General features: G+C 61.5%; 15 protein-coding genes. 8 read left to right on the forward strand and 7 right to left on the reverse strand.

Annotated features, from left to right (window positions below; all coding sequences use genetic code 11):
• Positions 1-543, forward strand: coding sequence for a toxin-antitoxin system YwqK family antitoxin (locus F2P67_RS12725; RefSeq protein WP_166220821.1), 543 nt, complete (start codon positions 1-3; stop codon positions 541-543).
• A 208-nt stretch (positions 544-751) separates the two neighbouring features.
• Here the strand turns inward: F2P67_RS12725 and F2P67_RS12730 are convergent, their stop codons facing one another.
• A complete protein-coding gene (locus tag F2P67_RS12730; RefSeq protein ID WP_166220822.1) occupies positions 752-1,147 on the reverse strand; it encodes a DUF4280 domain-containing protein in 396 nt (131 codons plus the stop codon).
• Between the two features lie 190 nt (positions 1,148-1,337).
• On the opposite strand from F2P67_RS12730, the gene F2P67_RS12735 reads away from it, so the two are divergent.
• Together F2P67_RS12735 and F2P67_RS12740 are read left to right on the forward strand one after the other, a co-directional pair.
• Positions 1,338-2,405 (forward strand): phosphotransferase family protein, encoded by a 1,068-nt coding sequence (locus F2P67_RS12735; protein WP_166220823.1) that lies wholly within the window; start codon positions 1,338-1,340, stop codon positions 2,403-2,405.
• A gap of 38 nt (positions 2,406-2,443) precedes the next feature.
• The gene (locus F2P67_RS12740; protein WP_166220824.1) at positions 2,444-3,211 is read left to right on the forward strand and encodes an SDR family oxidoreductase; all 768 of its coding nucleotides are present in this window, start codon (positions 2,444-2,446) and stop codon (positions 3,209-3,211) included.
• A gap of 44 nt (positions 3,212-3,255) precedes the next feature.
• Here F2P67_RS12740 and F2P67_RS12745 read toward each other — a convergent pair whose 3' ends face one another.
• From F2P67_RS12745 to F2P67_RS12770, 6 genes are all read right to left on the reverse strand, one after another.
• Positions 3,256-3,909 carry a trimeric intracellular cation channel family protein gene (locus F2P67_RS12745; protein WP_218583274.1) on the reverse strand — a complete coding sequence of 218 codons (654 nt, stop codon included), beginning with the start codon at positions 3,907-3,909 and terminating at the stop codon, positions 3,256-3,258.
• A gap of 580 nt (positions 3,910-4,489) precedes the next feature.
• Entirely contained in the window at positions 4,490-4,747 is a 258-nt protein-coding gene (locus F2P67_RS12750; RefSeq protein WP_166220825.1) for a DUF1652 domain-containing protein, read from the reverse strand.
• 133 nt (positions 4,748-4,880) lie between these two features.
• Positions 4,881-6,377 carry a helix-turn-helix transcriptional regulator gene (locus tag F2P67_RS12755; protein ID WP_166220826.1) on the reverse strand — a complete coding sequence of 499 codons (1,497 nt, stop codon included), beginning with the start codon at positions 6,375-6,377 and terminating at the stop codon, positions 4,881-4,883.
• 165 nt (positions 6,378-6,542) lie between these two features.
• Positions 6,543-7,436 carry a LysR family transcriptional regulator gene (locus F2P67_RS12760; protein ID WP_166220827.1) on the reverse strand — a complete coding sequence of 298 codons (894 nt, stop codon included), beginning with the start codon at positions 7,434-7,436 and terminating at the stop codon, positions 6,543-6,545.
• Between the two features lie 6 nt (positions 7,437-7,442).
• A complete protein-coding gene (locus F2P67_RS12765) occupies positions 7,443-9,656 on the reverse strand; it encodes a xanthine dehydrogenase family protein molybdopterin-binding subunit (RefSeq protein ID WP_166220828.1) in 2,214 nt (737 codons plus the stop codon).
• A complete protein-coding gene (locus F2P67_RS12770) occupies positions 9,656-10,120 on the reverse strand; it encodes a (2Fe-2S)-binding protein (protein WP_166220829.1) in 465 nt (154 codons plus the stop codon). Before F2P67_RS12770 ends, F2P67_RS12765 begins: the two co-directional genes overlap by 1 nt.
• 118 nt (positions 10,121-10,238) lie before the next feature.
• On the opposite strand from F2P67_RS12770, the gene F2P67_RS12775 reads away from it, so the two are divergent.
• The 5 genes from F2P67_RS12775 (at position 10,239) to F2P67_RS12795 (ending at position 15,819) form a co-directional block, all read left to right on the forward strand.
• Positions 10,239-11,186, forward strand: a complete 948-nt coding sequence (locus F2P67_RS12775; RefSeq protein ID WP_166220830.1) for a LysR substrate-binding domain-containing protein — start codon at positions 10,239-10,241, stop codon at positions 11,184-11,186.
• A 486-nt stretch (positions 11,187-11,672) separates the two neighbouring features.
• Complete coding sequence (locus F2P67_RS12780; RefSeq protein ID WP_166220831.1) at positions 11,673-12,602, forward strand: amidohydrolase family protein; 930 nt, start codon at positions 11,673-11,675, stop codon at positions 12,600-12,602.
• Positions 12,603-12,606: 4 nt separating this feature from the next.
• Positions 12,607-13,512, forward strand: a complete 906-nt coding sequence (locus tag F2P67_RS12785) for an amidohydrolase family protein (protein WP_007952854.1) — start codon at positions 12,607-12,609, stop codon at positions 13,510-13,512.
• Positions 13,513-13,828: 316 nt separating this feature from the next.
• Positions 13,829-15,214, forward strand: coding sequence for a UbiD family decarboxylase (locus F2P67_RS12790; RefSeq protein WP_166220832.1), 1,386 nt, complete (start codon positions 13,829-13,831; stop codon positions 15,212-15,214).
• Between the two features lie 11 nt (positions 15,215-15,225).
• Positions 15,226-15,819, forward strand: a complete 594-nt coding sequence (locus F2P67_RS12795; RefSeq protein ID WP_166220844.1) for a UbiX family flavin prenyltransferase — start codon at positions 15,226-15,228, stop codon at positions 15,817-15,819.
• The last annotated feature ends 192 nt before the right edge of the window (positions 15,820-16,011 follow it).

A 16,011-nucleotide genomic window follows, 5' to 3' on the forward strand; every position in this document is an offset into this window, starting at 1 on the left:
ATGGCGATCACACCGCTGGATCTACAACAGGATGACAAGCAGGTGAAGGGGCGTTTGCAGGACGGTCAACTCGAAGGTCCGTTGAACATCAAAGATGACGGGCGCAAACAGGCGGATCTGCATTACAGCCAGGGTGAATTGCAGGGCATGTCACTGCTTTATCACCCCAACGGCAAAGTCTCGGCGCAGATGCCGTTCGTGCGCGACAAGCTGCAGGGCGTGGCGAGTTTTTTTGCCCCTGAAGGTTTTTTGCAGCGCAAGGCAACTTACCGCCGAGGGTTGTTGCACGGTGAGGCGTTCAATTACTTTCCCGACGGGCAAGTGGCGGAGGCCGAGTTCTATCGCGATGGCGTGCGTGAGGGGCGTTATCAGCGTTTTCATCCGAACGGGAAAACGGCGGTCGACGCCCGGTATGTGAATGGGCAGTTGCTGGAGCCCGAGCAAGGGTTTGCCGAGGATGGGCGGCCGTTGGGCGCGGATGGCAAGCCGATTTCGCGGGTGCGCTGGTGGTTTCGCAAGTGGGCGGATCCGCAACAGGCCTGAAAAGCCCCTCACCCTAGCCCTCTCCCGGAGGGAGAGGGAACCGACCGAGCCGTCTTGCTTCATACATCGACCTGCAAGACCGAGTCGATTATGGATTCACAGCAAGACTTTCACGTCGGCGTAGTTCATCAATATCCCCCAATCGGCTCCCTCTCCCTCCGGGAGAGGGCTGGGGTGAGGGGGCTGGATTTCGCGCCAAATACAAAACTCAGGGAATCAACATCTGCATCTGCCCCGGCATCGCGATCTTGATCACCCCCGCCCAGTTGCACATCAACGTGCTGTTGGCATCGATCGCCGGCATCCCGCCCAGTAACAACGTCGGCGCCCCACCGGGAATCCACGGTGTCGCCGTCGCCGGAATGCATGGCATCGGCGTCAACACGCCCAAAGCCGCAGCCGTGGCAGCGGCGACCATCGGGTTAGCCATGCTCATGCACACGCCAAACGGCAGGATGTTGACCAGCGGAATATGATCCATGATGTTCGCCGCCGGCATCCCGCCGGTCAGCGTGCGGTTGACCGGCAGCACGTTGAGCATCGCCGGCGCGGCGCCGAAGCTGCATTGCAATGTGGCAGTGGCACAGACTTGCGGACAGCCCATTTCACGACTCCTTCGTGGACACGGCATACCCGCTAAACCTTAGTCGCCAGCGGCCCGCCGTGCACATTCCCAAAGGTGATTATCGTGCAACACGCTAACCTATAAGACCGACCCGCGCTTGTGGCTGCCCGAGCGCGCCATTAGATTAGCCAATGATGTCTGGCCTCCAAAATAAGCAGAAGGGATAAGCATGGCGCTTACTGACCAGTCCACCCGTATCCGCTCTGGCGAAGAACTCGATGCCAGCCTGATCGACCCGTACCTCAAGGCGCACATTCCAGGCCTGACCGGCACGCCGCAGATCAGCCAGTTTCCCGGCGGCGCGTCGAACCTGACCTACCTGCTGGAATACCCGGATCAGGAATTCGTCCTGCGCCGCCCGCCGTTCGGCCACAAGGCCAAGTCCGCCCACGACATGGGCCGCGAATTCCGCATCCTCAACCAGTTGCGCGACGGTTTCCCGTATTGCCCGAAAGCCTACGTGCACTGCACCGACGAATCAGTGATCGGCGCCGAGTTCTACGTGATGGAACGGGTCAACGGCATCATCCTGCGCTCGGACCTGCCGCCGGAACTGGGCTTGGATTCGGCGAAAACCGAAGCCCTGTGCAAGAGCTTCATCGACCGTTTCGTCGAACTGCACCGCGTTGACTACAACGCTTGCGGCCTCGGCGATCTGGGCAAGCCGGAAGGCTACGTCGCCCGCCAGATCAAAGGCTGGAGCGAACGCTACGAAAAAGCCCTGACCCCGGACGCGCCGCACTGGGAAGCGGTCAAGGCGTGGCTCAACGACAAGATGCCGGCCGATCACCCGACCTCGAGCATCGTCCACAACGACTACCGCTTCGACAACGTCATCCTCGATCCGAACAACCCGATGCAGATCATCGGCGTACTCGACTGGGAACTGACCACCCTCGGCGATCCGCTGATGGACCTGGGCAACACCCTCGCCTACTGGATCCAGGCCGACGACCCGGCACCGGTGCAACTGATGCGCCGCCAGCCAAGCCACGCCCCGGGCATGCTGACCCGCCGCGAATTCGTCGACTACTACGCCGAGCGCTCGGGCATCCAGATCGACAATTTCGACTTCTACTACACCTACGGCCTGTTCCGCCTGGCCGGCATCGTGCAGCAGATCTACTACCGCTTCTTCCATGGCCAGACCCAGGACAAACGCTTCGCGCAGTTCATTCACATGAACAAACTGCTGGAGCAGATGAGCCTGCAGGTCATTGCCAAATCCAGCCTCTGATGACGGCGTTATAACAAGGCTTACTACAAGGGAATCCCATGTCCAAGACTCAGTTGTTCGACCTCGACGGCAAGATCGCTTTCGTCTCCGGCGCCAGCCGCGGCATCGGTGAAGCCATCGCCAAACTGCTGGCCCAGCAAGGCGCCCACGTCATCGTTTCGAGCCGCAAACTCGAAGGCTGCCAACACGTGGCCGACGCCATCATCGCCGCCGGCGGCAAAGCCACCGCCGTGGCTTGCCACATCGGTGAAATGGAGCAGATTGCCCAGGTGTTCGCCGGGATCAGGGAACAGTTCGGCCGCCTCGACATTCTGGTCAACAACGCCGCGACCAACCCGCAGTTCTGCAACGTGCTGGACACCGACCTCGGCGCCTTCCAGAAAACTGTCGACGTGAACATCCGCGGCTACTTCTTCATGTCGGTGGAAGCCGGCAAGTTGATGCGCGAAAACGGTGGCGGCAGCATCATCAACGTGGCATCGATCAACGGCATTTCGCCGGGGATCTTCCAGGGCATCTACTCGGTGACCAAGGCCGCGGTGATCAACATGACCAAAGTCTTCGCCAAGGAATGCGCGCAATTCGGCATCCGCTGCAACGCCCTGCTGCCAGGCCTGACCGACACCAAGTTCGCCTCGGCGCTGGTGAAAAACGACGCGATTCTCAAGCAGGCACTGACACAGATCCCGCTCAAGCGCGTGGCCGATCCGAGCGAAATGGCCGGGGCGGTGCTGTATCTGGCGAGCGATGCGTCGAGCTATACGACTGGTGTGTCGCTGAATGTGGACGGCGGTTTCCTGTCCTGATCCGGCGCTGACGCAAAAGAAAAGGCAGCCAAGGGCTGCCTTTTTCATGCCTCCAACACCTTCGGCAACTGCCATCCGAAATGCACCGACAACAACCGCAACAACAAACACGCAGCCCCCGCCAGCAACGCCGCCGCCACCGGCGAAACGCCCAGCCTGCGGCCGATGATCAACACCGCCGCACCGACAAACGCCGAACTCGCATACAAATCCGCCTGCAACACCACCGGCACCCGCGCCAGCACAATGTCACGCAGCACCCCGCCGCCGACACCCGTGATCGTGCCCATCAGCATCGCCACGAACGGCGTGATCCCGAAGTTCAGCGCCTTCTGCGCCCCGGCCACGGCAAACAACGCCAGCCCCGCCGCATCCAGCACAATCAACGTCGACCCGGACCAGCCCAGCACCTGCTCATGGAAGACAAATGCCAGCCCCCCCATGAAAAACGCCAGCGCCGGATAGCGCCAATCGGCCACGGCATTGGGTGGCGTGGCGCCGATCAGCAGATCACGGGTAACCCCGCCACCGAGGGCGACAATGAAGGCAATCACCATCACCCCGAGCAGATCGAGCTGAGCCCGCATCGCCGCAATCGCACCCTCAACGGCAAACACCGTCGTGCCGACCAGGTCGGCCACCAGCACAATCCGCTCAACCCTGGACTTGCGCCCCGCCGGCGCTATTGCGTGACGCAACGGGTCGTCGTGATGTGGCGAGTGACCTGCCCGTCGACGTACATATCACCGGCGACCTCAGTGTTCTCAAGGACCTGACAAGTACGTTCGGGTGGCGGAGGTGGCGCAGCAGGCGGAGGCGGCGGCGGACTGGCACACCCGCCCAACAACACCACACCCAACGCCAGAGACAACGGCAAACACACGCGTTTCCCAAGAATATTCATAGGACGACCCGCGAAAAATGAAAGACAAACTTCCGCAACCCAACCAGCCACAGAAGACCTGACCACTCATTCTTTATAGCCGACGCCCCCGCAATCGCCAGCGAACCCGCGAATTGCCACCAGACTGGCTGTCGATTTTGCGTGCGGTTCAAAGAACTCCGGGAGCCAGACAATCACAAAGAGAAGTGAGCACATCTGACAGAAGTCGGTCGGCTGTCAGGCCGCCTTCGGGAGCAAGCCCCCTCCCACAGTTTGAGCCAGGGCACCAGCCAGAGACCGGTCGGCTGTCAGGCCGCCATCGCACACGAGAAAATGACTACACCCCGACCGCGGCGCATGCCGCCCCACTCACCATCGGCCAGCCCAGTCACCACCTATACCAAGTCTTCCCCCCGCACAGACCGCAACGAATTACTCTCCAACTCATACCGCAACTCGTCAATCAAACCCTCAACCGATTCAGGCGTACGCAGCGAATCGAGCTTCAACCCACTGATCACCAGATCCACTTGCCCCGACACCGGGTGATAAAGCTTCACCGTCAGCGAATGATCACCATCCACCAGACACTCACAAGCCAGCGGCGAAAAACTGCGCTCAAGCTGCGCGCGCAACTGTGCCAGATTCATCATTCGGGCCGTTCCTTTAGCTACTTCGAAGGGACGCGACACGCGAAAAAAACTCGTATCGCACGCCAACAGACTAAGAATCACCCCGTCCACTCAAAACCCCCATTTGCACCTTGTGAACTAGTGCATTTGCACCTTAGCGCTGCCCTTTGGGCCGCCAGTCCCCGGAAAACAAACCACGCTCACGGGCCCATACAATCGCCTCACTGCGACTGTGCACATCGAGCTTGGAATACACCGTCGCCACATGATTGCGCACCGTGTTCGGCGCCAGTTTCAGCCGCGCAGCGATCTCCTTGTCCGCCAGCCCTTCGCAGATCAGCCCCAGCACGTCACGCTCGCGCGCCGTCAGATCGGTGAACGACACGCTCGGCAACTGTGGCGAGTTGACCTTCTTCACGTTGGCCAGCTTTTCAATCAGCGTACGGCTGAACCAGGAGGCATCCTTCATCACCTCCTCAATCGCCGCTACCAGCTCTAGCTCAGTACGCTTGCGCTCGGTGATGTCCATCAGCACCAGCAAATAACACGGCACATTTTCGATGTTGACCGTGTCGGCCGACACCGCGCACTCCAGCAACTCCGCGTGTTTCTTGCGCACCCGCACATCGACGCGATCCACTCGCCCGGCCTTTTCCAGCGCCGTCAGCAACCGCGAACGCGTGGCACTGTCGTCGATAAAGTCCAATTGCACCACGGTTTTACCGACCACATCGTCGCTGTCGTAACTGAGGGTATCGAGGAACGCCTGATTGACGTCGATCACCCGTTGCTCGGCGGCGCTGCAGATCAAAATCGGCACAGGGGTCAGGCGAAACGCCTTGGCAAAGCGCTCCTCGCTCTGACGCAAGGCCACTTCGGCCTTGTGCCGCAGCTCCATGTCGACGAAGGAAAACAGCATGCAATCCTCGTCGTTGAGCACCAGCGGCTGGCCGGCGACGATCACTTGTTTGCTGCCGCCATCGGGCAGGCGCAACTCGGCCTGCATCTGCGGAATGGTGGCGACATCGCGCAGGCGTTGAATCGCCAGATCCTTGTGTTCGGCCTGTTCGAGAATATCGATTTCATAGGCCGAGGTGCCGATCACCTGGTCGCGGGTATAGCCGGTCATCTCGAGAAACCCCGGATTGACCTTGATGTAACGCAAGTCGCTGAGCCGGCAAATCACTGCCGGCGCCGGGTTGGCATTAAAGGTTTTTTCGAAACGCTGCTCGGCGTTGGCCCAATCGGTGACGTCGCTCATGATCAGCACCAGCGACTCGGGCTGCCCTTCGCGGTCGGTCAGCACCATGCTGCGCACGCTGTGAACCCACACACGCTCGGGATCATCCGCCGCGCACAGCTCGATCAGCACATCGCTGAACACTTCGCAGCGGGCGACGCGGCTGATCGGATAGTTCTCTGCCGGCACCAGGTGATTGTTACGGTAACGCAGGGCGAAGCGCTTGGCATATTCGTCAGCGTTGGTACCCAGCTCACCGATCCGGCTGACGCCGTGCATGGCCAACGCCGCTTCGTTGGCCCAGAGGATGCTCTGATCGAGTTCCAGCAGAATCACGCCGTCGGACAAACCGGCAATGATCTGCTGCAACTGGCGACGATTGGTTTCGCGGGTCAGGACTTCCTGGCTCATTGGATCTCCACAGTGATGCGCCCATGTGAAGATTACGACCGCAGCCACTTGTGATCGTGCCAATTCCATCCAGTGGGAGGGGGCTTGCTCCCGAATAGGTGTGTCATTCAACAATGATGAAAATTGATCCACCGCCTTCGGGAGCAAGCCCCCTCCCACAATGGATCAGTGGTGACTGGCGGACTCCACCAGTTCACGCAGGGTGTCGAGGAACAGTTTGAGGACAGGAGAGGCGTCGTCGGCCCGATAAGTGGCGTAAAGCGGCACTTCCGGTAGCGCCGGGGTGAGTTTTCGAAACACCAGCCCCGCCGGCGCCAGTTGCTCGATTGAAGCAGGCAGCAACGCCACGCCAAACCCGGCGCGCACCAGGCTAAGCAAGGTCTGCACCTCGATCACCTGCTGACGGATCTGTGGGGTGAAGCCGGCCTGAATACAGCATTGATAGAGAAAATTGGCGAATCGCGACTGCTTCAGTTCCAGCGCGACAAACGGCTCCTGCGCCAGGTCCGCCGGGGCCAATACCTCGCGGCTGGCCAACGGATGATCCGCCGGCATCACCACGTGTATCGGCTCGTAGATCAGCAATTCATTGCGCAACTGCGGATCGTCGTAGCCCACGCGAAACACGCAGGCATCAATGCGCTTTTCCTTCAACGCCTTGACCTGCGCCGCCGGGGTCATTTCGTGCAGGCGCCAGGTGACTTGCGGATAGCGCTCGCGGAAGAGGTGCAAGGCTCTCGGCAGCACGCCCACCATCACCGAACTGATCATGCCGATTTCCAGTTCGCCGAGTTGCCCGCGCCCGGTCTGGCGGGTCAGATCCAGCGCCCGCTCGAGTTGTTCGAAGACCAGCGGCGCCTGCTCCTTGAGCATCTGCCCCGCCGCTGTCAGCTCCACCCGATGATGACTGCGCTCAAACAACGGCGTACCGAGTTCTTCCTCCAGCAAACGGATCTGCTGGCTCAGCGGCGGCTGGCAAATGTGCAAGCGCTCGGCGGCGCGACCGAAGTGCAACTCATCGGCCAGTGCCATGAAGTAACGCAACAGGCGCAAGTCCATGGCCACTTACCCGAGGTTCAACGGTGTCGAGCGCTGACGCACGCCGGTCAGCGCAAACAACGCGTTGGCAATCGCTGGCACCACCGACGGACTGCCCAACTCACCGACGCCGCCAGGTTTGCCCGGTTCGCCATCGAGCACGACGATGTCCGTTGCCGGCATATCGGACATGCGCGTCACGCGGTAGTCGTGGAAGTTGCTCTGCACCACCCGGCCCTGTTTGATGTCGAGCCGGTCAAACAACGCATGACCCAAGCCCCACATCAGGCCGCCATAGATCTGCTCCTCGACGCCACCCGGCGACACCGCCAGACCGCAATCGACCACGCACGTAAGTTTCTCGACGGTGGCTTTGCCATTCACCGTCGCCACCCGCGCGACCACGGCGATAAAACTGGTGTAACCCTGATTCGTCGCCATCCCCAGCGCCGTACCCGGTGGCAACGGTTTGCCCCATCCAGCGCGTTCGGCCGCCTGCTTGAGCACCGCCACATGCCGTGGCCGCTCCTGCATGTTGGCCAAGCGAAAGGCCAACGGATCGGCCCCTGCCGCGTGGGCCAGTTCGTCCATGAAGCTTTCCACGGCGAATACATTCGGGATGAAGCTCACCGAGCGATACCAGCCGCTGGGTACAGCGCTTTCGTGCTTGACCCAGTTGAGCTCAAGATGCGGCGGACGATAGGCGAAGTCCCACGCGGTGATCGCTTCGGTGGTGCTGTAATCCATGTGATCCGGGCGCTCGAAGTAACCCGGCTCCCACTGCTCTGGCGAGGCCGGCGACACCGCGTGCAGTTGCAGCGCACTGAGTTTGCCTTGCGCATCCAGCGCACCTTTGACCCGATGCAAAGTGGCCGGGTGATTGAACAGCGCGTGCATTTCATCTTCGCGGCTGTTGAGCAGCTTCACCGGCACACTGGTTTGCTGTGCCAGATACGCCACTTCGAACAACCAGTATTTGGCCTCGCGCGCACCAAAGCTGCCGCCGGAGACCAACTCGTGAATGGTGACGTTGGCCTTGTCGATGCCGCACACAGTTTGCGCCGCTTCCAGCGCCGACGACGGCACCTGCACACCGCCCCAATAGGTGATTGCCTTGTCCTTGACCTGCGCGGTGATGCAGATCGGCTCCAGCGGGTTCTGCACCTTGTACGGCATGGTGTAATCGGCTTCGATCAGCTTCGCCGCGCCGGGCCACTGTGCCGCGACATCGCCGTGGGTCATGGCTTTAACGGCTTGCGCCTCGGGATCGCCGATGGCCTTGGCCTGGGCGTTGAACAGTTGCTCACTGTCGAAACCGGCCAGCGGCGAATCGCTCCACTGGATCTGCAGCACCTTGCGCCCCTGCTGCGCCGCCCAGAACGTGTCCGCCAACACGGCGACACCCTCCAGATTGCCGCCCAGTACATCGGGACGGCCCGGAACCGCGATCACCTTGCGCACACCCGGCACCTGCAACGCGGCCGCCGAATCCAGCGCGACAACCCTGGCGCCTACCACTGGCGCGCGTTGAATCACCGCGACCAGCATGTCCGGCAATTGCACGTCGATGCTGTACTTGAAGCGTCCGCAGACCTTGGCTGCCGCATCGCGTTTGTGGCGCAGTTTGCCGATGTACTTGAACTGCGCCGGATCTTTCAGCGTGACCTTTGCCGGGGCCGGCAGGTGCGCGGCGACAGCGACCAGTTCGCCGTAACCGAGGCTGCGCTTGCTCGAGACGTGCACGACCCGACCTTCCTCGGTGGTGCAACTGTCAGGGCTGACTTTCCACTGTTTGGCGGCTGCGCTGATCAACAACGCCCGCGCCGTCGCGCCGGCCATGCGCAAGCGCTCGTATTCCAGCGAAACACTGGTGCTGCCGCCGGTGGAGAAGACTTTCCAGATCGGGTGAATGTAGGTGTCGAAAAACGGGTCTTCCGGAGTGATGACCTGCACGGTCATCGGGTTGACGTCCAGCTCCTCGGCCACGCACGCGGCCAGCGCCGTTTGCGTACCGGTGCCGGAATCGTGCTTGTGCACCACCAGTTTGACGGTGCCGTCGGAGAAGATCCGCACCCAGGCGTTGGGCTCGAATTCAGTGGCCGACGCCGGGGCTTTCGGGTCTGTCGCGGCGCTGCCGGAAGGCAGGTACAGGGCAATCGCCAGGCCTGAAACGATGGTTGCAGCCTGTTTGAGAAATACCCGTCGTGACGGTTCGATCAGGGTGTCGTCGAGCAGGCTCATCACGCCTCCTTCGGCGTGTTCGCCGCACGTTTTATCGCTTTGTTGATGCGTCCGTAAGTGCCGCAGCGGCAAATATTTCCGGACATCGCGTTGCTGATCGAATCGTCAGTCACGGCGGCGCCGGTGTTGAGCAGCGCGGCAGCGGACATGATCTGCCCGGATTGACAGTAGCCGCATTGCGGCACATCTTCGGCGACCCAGGCCAGTTGCAGCGGATGGTTTTCGCTCGGCGACAGGCCTTCGATGGTGGTGATGCTGTGGCCCGCGACGGCGGCCAGCGGCAACTGGCAGGAACGCACCGCGACACCGTTCAGATGCACGGTGCAGGCACCGCACAGGCCCATGCCGCAGCCGAACTTGGTGCCGGTGAGTTTCAGTTGATCACGCAGTACCCACAACAAGGGCATGGAGGAGGACGCTTCATCCAGCTCGCGTCGTTCACCGTTAACCGTGAATGCAATCATTGTCAGGCTCCAAAAGAGCGGCCCGTCTTTGTGCGGGCCTGGTGACCGATTATTGGAAACCATGGCAATCGATGGCCAGCGACGATTTCTGCCAACCGGTGTAAGCAGGACTAACAACATGTACAAGCGATACCCGTCGGTGCAGTCCATGAGCGCGTTTATCCACGCGGCGCGCAGCGGCAGTTTTTCCAGCGCCGCGCGCAAGCTCGATCTGACCCACAGCGCGATCAGCCAGCAGATCCGCGCACTGGAAGATTTCATCGGCCAGCCGCTGTTCGTGCGTGAAGGCGGCGGCAGCAATCTGACCGATGCCGGGCAGTTGTTTGCCAGCGTGTTGTCGGATGGTCTGGCGCAGATTGACCGGGCGCTGTCCTCGGTGAAAAACCGCTGCGTGGCGCAACGCCTGACGCTGGACGTGGACAGCGAACTGGCACAGAGCTGGCTCAACCCGCGCCTGCCCGAACTGCTCGACGGCCTGCCGGATTACGAGGTGACGCTGCTGTCGATGCCGCGCAGTGATCGCAGCACGTTCGAGCGCGTCGATCTGGCGTTGCGTTACGGCTATGGCGATTGGGATGACTGCGAGATGACGCAGATTTGCGGGGATCGAGTGTTGGCGGTGGCCTCGCCTGCGTTGCTGGAACGGCATGGCTTGCAGTTGCCGTTGAGCCCGGCGCAGATTCTTGAATTGCCGTTATTGGGGTACACGCGGCGGTCGTGGATTCCGTGGCTGGACGCGGCCGGAATGCCGCCAGTGGAACCGCCGGCGCGGGTGATTTTCGATAATGCGGCGAATCTGATTGCGGCGGCGGAGGCCGGTGTCGGTGCAGGACTGGTGCGTGGTTTGTTGGCCGCCGATGCGTTGCGCAGCGGGCGGCTGGTGGCGTTGAACGAGGCGCAGATTGCGGCGCATTACAATCTCTACGCGGTGTGGCCGCATGGGCAGGCTGAGCGGGTGGCGCCAGTGGTTGATGCGGTTCGTAAGTTGGTTTTGCGTACGCTTGAGAATGCTGCCCTCACCCTAGCCCTCTCCCGGGGGGAGAGGGGACCGAATGGGAAATATTGACGAACTACGCCGACGTGAAAGTCTTGCTGTGAATCCATAATCGACAAGGTTTTTCAGGTCGATGCATAGCGTAAGACACCTCGGTCGACCCCCTCTCCCTCCGGGAGAGGGGACCGAATGGGGAATATTGACGAACTACGCCGACGTGAAAGTCTTGCTGTGAATCCATAATCGACAAGGTTTTTCAGGTCGATGCATAGCGTAAGACACCTCGGTCGGCCCCCTCTCCCTCCGGGAGAGGGCTGGGGTGAGGGCAAGGCTCTTGATCCAAAGCCCATATCCCAGAAGTATCACCACCCCACCCAATTAATATTGTACGAACCCTCCCCCGCCTTCCAATACTCGCCTCAAGCAACCACCCACCCGGGCCGGATGCGAACAGGCGAGGGAATGCGCGAGTGATGCGCATAGAAATGGCCGATTGCCCGGGACGTGGATGCTGAGAGCCGCAAGGCTCCCTTCCCCGCTATCAGGAGATCGACTTCAATGATCATCGATATCAGTTGCTATCCCACCGATCTGGTGGACCTCGCCTGGAGGCATGACGGTGACCCGTTCACCGGCGAGCGTCTGCTGGAGATGATGGATGGCCCGTACATGGTCAACGGCAAGCCTCGCCGCATCGACAAAGCCTTCATCCAGCCGCCCCAGGGCAACACCATTTACACCTGGACCGACGGCGAACTGTCGGGCCGCGAATCCATCGACGCGTACATGGCCTACACCCTGAAAATGGTGCAGACCTACCCCGACCGCTTCATCGGCTGCTTCGTCTACAACCCGCGCTGCGGCGTGGAAAACGGCGTCGAAGCGATCGAACGCTACGTCAAGGAACACGGCTTCGGCATGGTGCAGATGCAAGCCAACATGCACGCCTACCGGCCCGACCGCGCACTGGACTGGGTGCGCCCGTGCTTCGAGAAATGTGCCGAGCTGGGCATCCCGGTCAAGCTGCACACCGGCGACGGGCCGTACAGCATCCCGTCGGAATGGGTGCCGATGATCAAGGAATTCCCCAACGTCAATTTCATCATGGCTCACTTCGGCGTGCAGACCGGCGGCGTCTACGTGTTCGAACCGATGCAATGGGCAATGGAACTGCCCAACGTCTATTGCGAATCGGGCTGGTGCCTGCAATCGCGGATCGTCGAGTTCGCCAAGGTGCTGCCGACGCACAAGATCCTCTTCGGCACCGACACCCCGCCGAACGAACCGGGCATGTGGCTGCGCCTGCTCGAAGTGCTCTGCCACGAACCGCCACAAGGCCTGAACCTCGACGAGGACACCCTCGAAGATTATTTGGGCAACAACACCGCACGGATGATCGGCCTCGAACCGACACCGCCGCCGCGTTCCGTTTCCGAAGCAGAGGCGCAACTCAAGCGTCCCGTCACCACTCAACTGGCCAGGAGCTGAACCGATGATCATCGACACCCATCTGCACCCCACCAATCTGGTCGACGAGGCCTGGCGCCACACCGGCGAACCGTTCACCGGCGAGCGCATGCTCAAATTGATGGACGGCCCGTACATGATCAACGGCAAACCGCGCCGCATCGACATGGGTTTCATCCAGCCGCCACCGGGCAACACCGGTTATCGCGACGGCAACCGCCGGGGCCGCGAGGGCGTGCGCGACTATATGTCGTACGTCGCCGAACTGTGCGTGAAGTATCCGGACCGTTTCATCGGCAACTTCAACTTCAACCCGCGCTGGGGACCGGAAAACGGTGCGGCGGAGCTGGAATTCCACATCAAGGAATACGGCTTCAAGATGCTCAAGCTGCACGCGAACATGCACGGCTACCGGCCGGATCGAGCGCTCGACTGGCTGCGCCCGGCGATGAAGGTCTGCGCCAAATACAACATCGTCGTGCTGATCCACACCGGTGACGGCCCGTACACGATTCCGACGATGTTCTACCCGATCATCCGCGAGTTCCCGATGGTCAATTTCATCATCGGTCACTTCGGCATCCAGACCGGCGGCAACTACTCGTTCGAGGCGTTCTGGATGGCCATGGACACGCCGAACGTGTACTGCGAATCCGGTTGGTGCTTCCAGTCGCGGATCGTCGAATTCGCCAAGGAGCTGCCGCGCAACAAGATCGTGTTCGGCACCGATTCGCCGCCGAACGAACCGGGGATGTGGCTGCGTGAGCTGGAGGTGTTGTGCTCGCCAGCACCGCAGGGGTTGGGCATTGATGAAGATCATCTCGAGGACTACCTGGGCAACAACATCGCCCGGTTGTGCGGGATCGAACCGACCCCACCGCCCAAAGATCTGGCCGAAGCGGATATTCGCCTGACCACCACGTACCTCTAGGTACCCAGAACCCTGGGAAACAAAGGAACCCTGTGGCGAGGGGATTCAGCGAAACGTCGCACCGCCCCGTTCGGCTGCGAAGCAGTCGTAAAACCGGCAACCGCGGTCTGCCTGATGCAGCGCGGTGGCAGGATTTGGGGCCGCTTCGCAGCCCAACGGGGATAAATCCCCTCGCCACAAGGGATCTGTGCACAGAGCACACAGCGACTTTACAGGCACGAAGATGACCCGGCGTTTCGCTCGACCGGCAGGCCAACGGCTGCTCGATCGAACGCCTCATCACCCCTGCGTGCCTGCTTTTTTACGAGGTGAAACAATGACCCGTTCGATGCTCGGCGATTCTCAGGACTTTCACGTATTCATCGATGCCTATCGCCGTGTGTACCCGGACGATGTGCTGACCCTCAGCCAACCGCTTTCTGCCGACCAGGACGTCACCGCACTGGTCGATGCCCTCGCCGCACAGGGCCGCGATCCGCTGCTGATCTGCGAAAACGTCGGCACTCTCGGTGTGCCGGTGGTGACCAACCTGTTCGCCTCCCGCACCCGCATCGCCCGGTTGTTCGGCGTCAGCCCGGCGCAATTGCACGAAACCTTCCAGACCCGCGCCAACCAGCCGATCGCGCCGCGCTACGTGGAAACCGGACCGATCCTTGATGAGGTGTTCGAAGGCGAATCTCTCGATCTGGCGCTGTTGCCGATGCTCAAGCATTTCGACAGTGATCGCGGCCCGTACATCACCAACGCGATCATCATTGCCGAGGACCCGCTCACCGGCATCGCCAACATGAGCTACCACCGCTCGATGCGCCATGCCCGTCAAGCGTTGGCCACCAGCCTGCACTCACGCGGCCATCTGTGGCGGATGCTGCAGACTGCCCGCGAGCGCGGCGAGGAATTGCGCGTGGCGATGGTGGTGGGAGCGCATCCGCTGTTCATGCTCGCGGCAGCGGCGCGTTTACCGTATGGCGCCGATGAACGCGCCGTCGCTGGCGGACTGTTCGGTGCGCCGCTGGAGCTGGTGAAAACCCCGCGCTACGGCATCGGCGTGCCGGCCTGCGCCGAGTTCGTGCTCGAAGGCGCCATCGACCCGGCAGCCTATGCCGAGGAAGGCCCGTTTGGAGAATTCAGCGGTTACTCCTCGGATCGCTCGACCAACAACGTGCTGCGCGTCGACACCCTGTTGAAGCGCAAAGACGCCTGGCTGGTCGACGTGATGGGCGGCCGCTACGCCGAACACCTAACCCTAGCCCGCCTGCCCCGCGAGGCGGAGATGAGCGAAAAACTCAAGGCGCGTTTCCCTGCGGTCACCGCCGTGCATTACCCGAATTCCGGCACGCATTTTCATTGCTACGTGGCGCTGGATCAGAGCCGTGACGGCGAGGCGCGGCAAATCATGTTGGCCCTGCTCGGCTGGGATCCGTACCTGAAAACCGTGATCGCGGTGGACAGCGACATCGACATCAGCGACGACAGCCAGGTGTTGTGGGCACTGGCCACGCACTTCCAGCCGCACCTGGACATTTTCACCATCGATGGCTTGCCAGGCAGCCCGCTGGATCCATCGTCCTCGGTCAACGGCACCACCTCGCGGATGGGCCTGGATGCCACGCGCGGCTCGGGATTCGACGGCATCAAAGCGCAGCTCGATCAAGACGTGCTTGAACGTGCACGCCAACTGATCAAAGGGCTGCAGTCGTGAATCGGCAGCGGATGGTGGTCGGCATCAGCGGCGCGTCCGGCTTCATTTACGGCGTGCGCCTGCTGCAGTTGCTTGATGAGTTGAATATCGAAAGCCACTTGATCATCAGCCGCGCCGCGTTGCTGACCATGGCCCACGAAACCGACTACAAGCTGGCCGACGTCACCGCGCTGGCCAGCCATTACCACCGCGCCGATGACGTTGCCGCCGGGATCGCCAGCGGTTCATTCCGCTGCCTCGGCATGGTGGTTGCGCCGTGTTCGATGCGCACCCTGGCTGAGATTGCCACCGGCACCTCGTCCGGGCTGATCGGTCGCGCCGCCGACGTCACCCTGAAGGAGCGTCGCACGCTGGTGCTGATGGCCCGCGAAACCCCGCTGACCCTCGCCCACCTGCGCAACATGACCGCCGTCACCGAGATGGGCGGCATCATCGCCCCGCCGGTGCCGGCGTTCTACGCCCGGCCGGAAAGTCTCGGGCAAATGGTCGATCACAGCCTCGGCCGCGTCCTCGACCTGTTCGGCCTCGACGCCGGCGTCGCACGACGCTGGCAAGAACACCCGGATCCAACTGTGGAAATCAATAACTGTGGCGAGGGGATTTAGCGAAACGTCGCACCGCCCCGCTCGGCTGCGAAGCAGTCGTAAATCATGCGAAAACGTTTTGTCTGGATGAATCGAGTTGCCGGGATTGGCTGCGTCGCAGCCCAACGGGACAAATCACGTCGCCGCAGGGGGCGGGGCTCGCGCCACGTTCGGGGGTTTGTCCGACAGAGTTGTTAACGGCCAAAGTACCCG

The sequence above is a fragment of the Pseudomonas atagonensis genome (assembly GCF_011369485.1).
GTDB lineage: Bacteria > Pseudomonadota > Gammaproteobacteria > Pseudomonadales > Pseudomonadaceae > Aquipseudomonas > Aquipseudomonas atagonensis.

Bases quoted from the DNA above. Each gene is read 5' to 3' on its own strand.
- F2P67_RS12725 (WP_166220821.1), top strand. From the start codon at position 1: ATGGCGATCACACCGCTGGATCTACAACAGGATGACAAGCAGGTGAAG.
- F2P67_RS12730 (WP_166220822.1), bottom strand. From the start codon at position 1,147: ATGGGCTGTCCGCAAGTCTGTGCCACTGCCACATTGCAATGCAGCTTC.
- F2P67_RS12735 (WP_166220823.1), top strand. From the start codon at position 1,338: ATGGCGCTTACTGACCAGTCCACCCGTATCCGCTCTGGCGAAGAACTC.
- F2P67_RS12740 (WP_166220824.1), top strand. From the start codon at position 2,444: ATGTCCAAGACTCAGTTGTTCGACCTCGACGGCAAGATCGCTTTCGTC.
- F2P67_RS12750 (WP_166220825.1), bottom strand. From the start codon at position 4,747: ATGATGAATCTGGCACAGTTGCGCGCGCAGCTTGAGCGCAGTTTTTCG.
- F2P67_RS12755 (WP_166220826.1), bottom strand. From the start codon at position 6,377: ATGAGCCAGGAAGTCCTGACCCGCGAAACCAATCGTCGCCAGTTGCAG.
- F2P67_RS12760 (WP_166220827.1), bottom strand. From the start codon at position 7,436: ATGGACTTGCGCCTGTTGCGTTACTTCATGGCACTGGCCGATGAGTTG.
- F2P67_RS12765 (WP_166220828.1), bottom strand. From the start codon at position 9,656: ATGAGCCTGCTCGACGACACCCTGATCGAACCGTCACGACGGGTATTT.
- F2P67_RS12770 (WP_166220829.1), bottom strand. From the start codon at position 10,120: ATGATTGCATTCACGGTTAACGGTGAACGACGCGAGCTGGATGAAGCG.
- F2P67_RS12775 (WP_166220830.1), top strand. From the start codon at position 10,239: ATGTACAAGCGATACCCGTCGGTGCAGTCCATGAGCGCGTTTATCCAC.
- F2P67_RS12780 (WP_166220831.1), top strand. From the start codon at position 11,673: ATGATCATCGATATCAGTTGCTATCCCACCGATCTGGTGGACCTCGCC.
- F2P67_RS12785 (WP_007952854.1), top strand. From the start codon at position 12,607: ATGATCATCGACACCCATCTGCACCCCACCAATCTGGTCGACGAGGCC.
- F2P67_RS12790 (WP_166220832.1), top strand. From the start codon at position 13,829: ATGACCCGTTCGATGCTCGGCGATTCTCAGGACTTTCACGTATTCATC.
- F2P67_RS12795 (WP_166220844.1), top strand. From the start codon at position 15,226: ATGGTGGTCGGCATCAGCGGCGCGTCCGGCTTCATTTACGGCGTGCGC.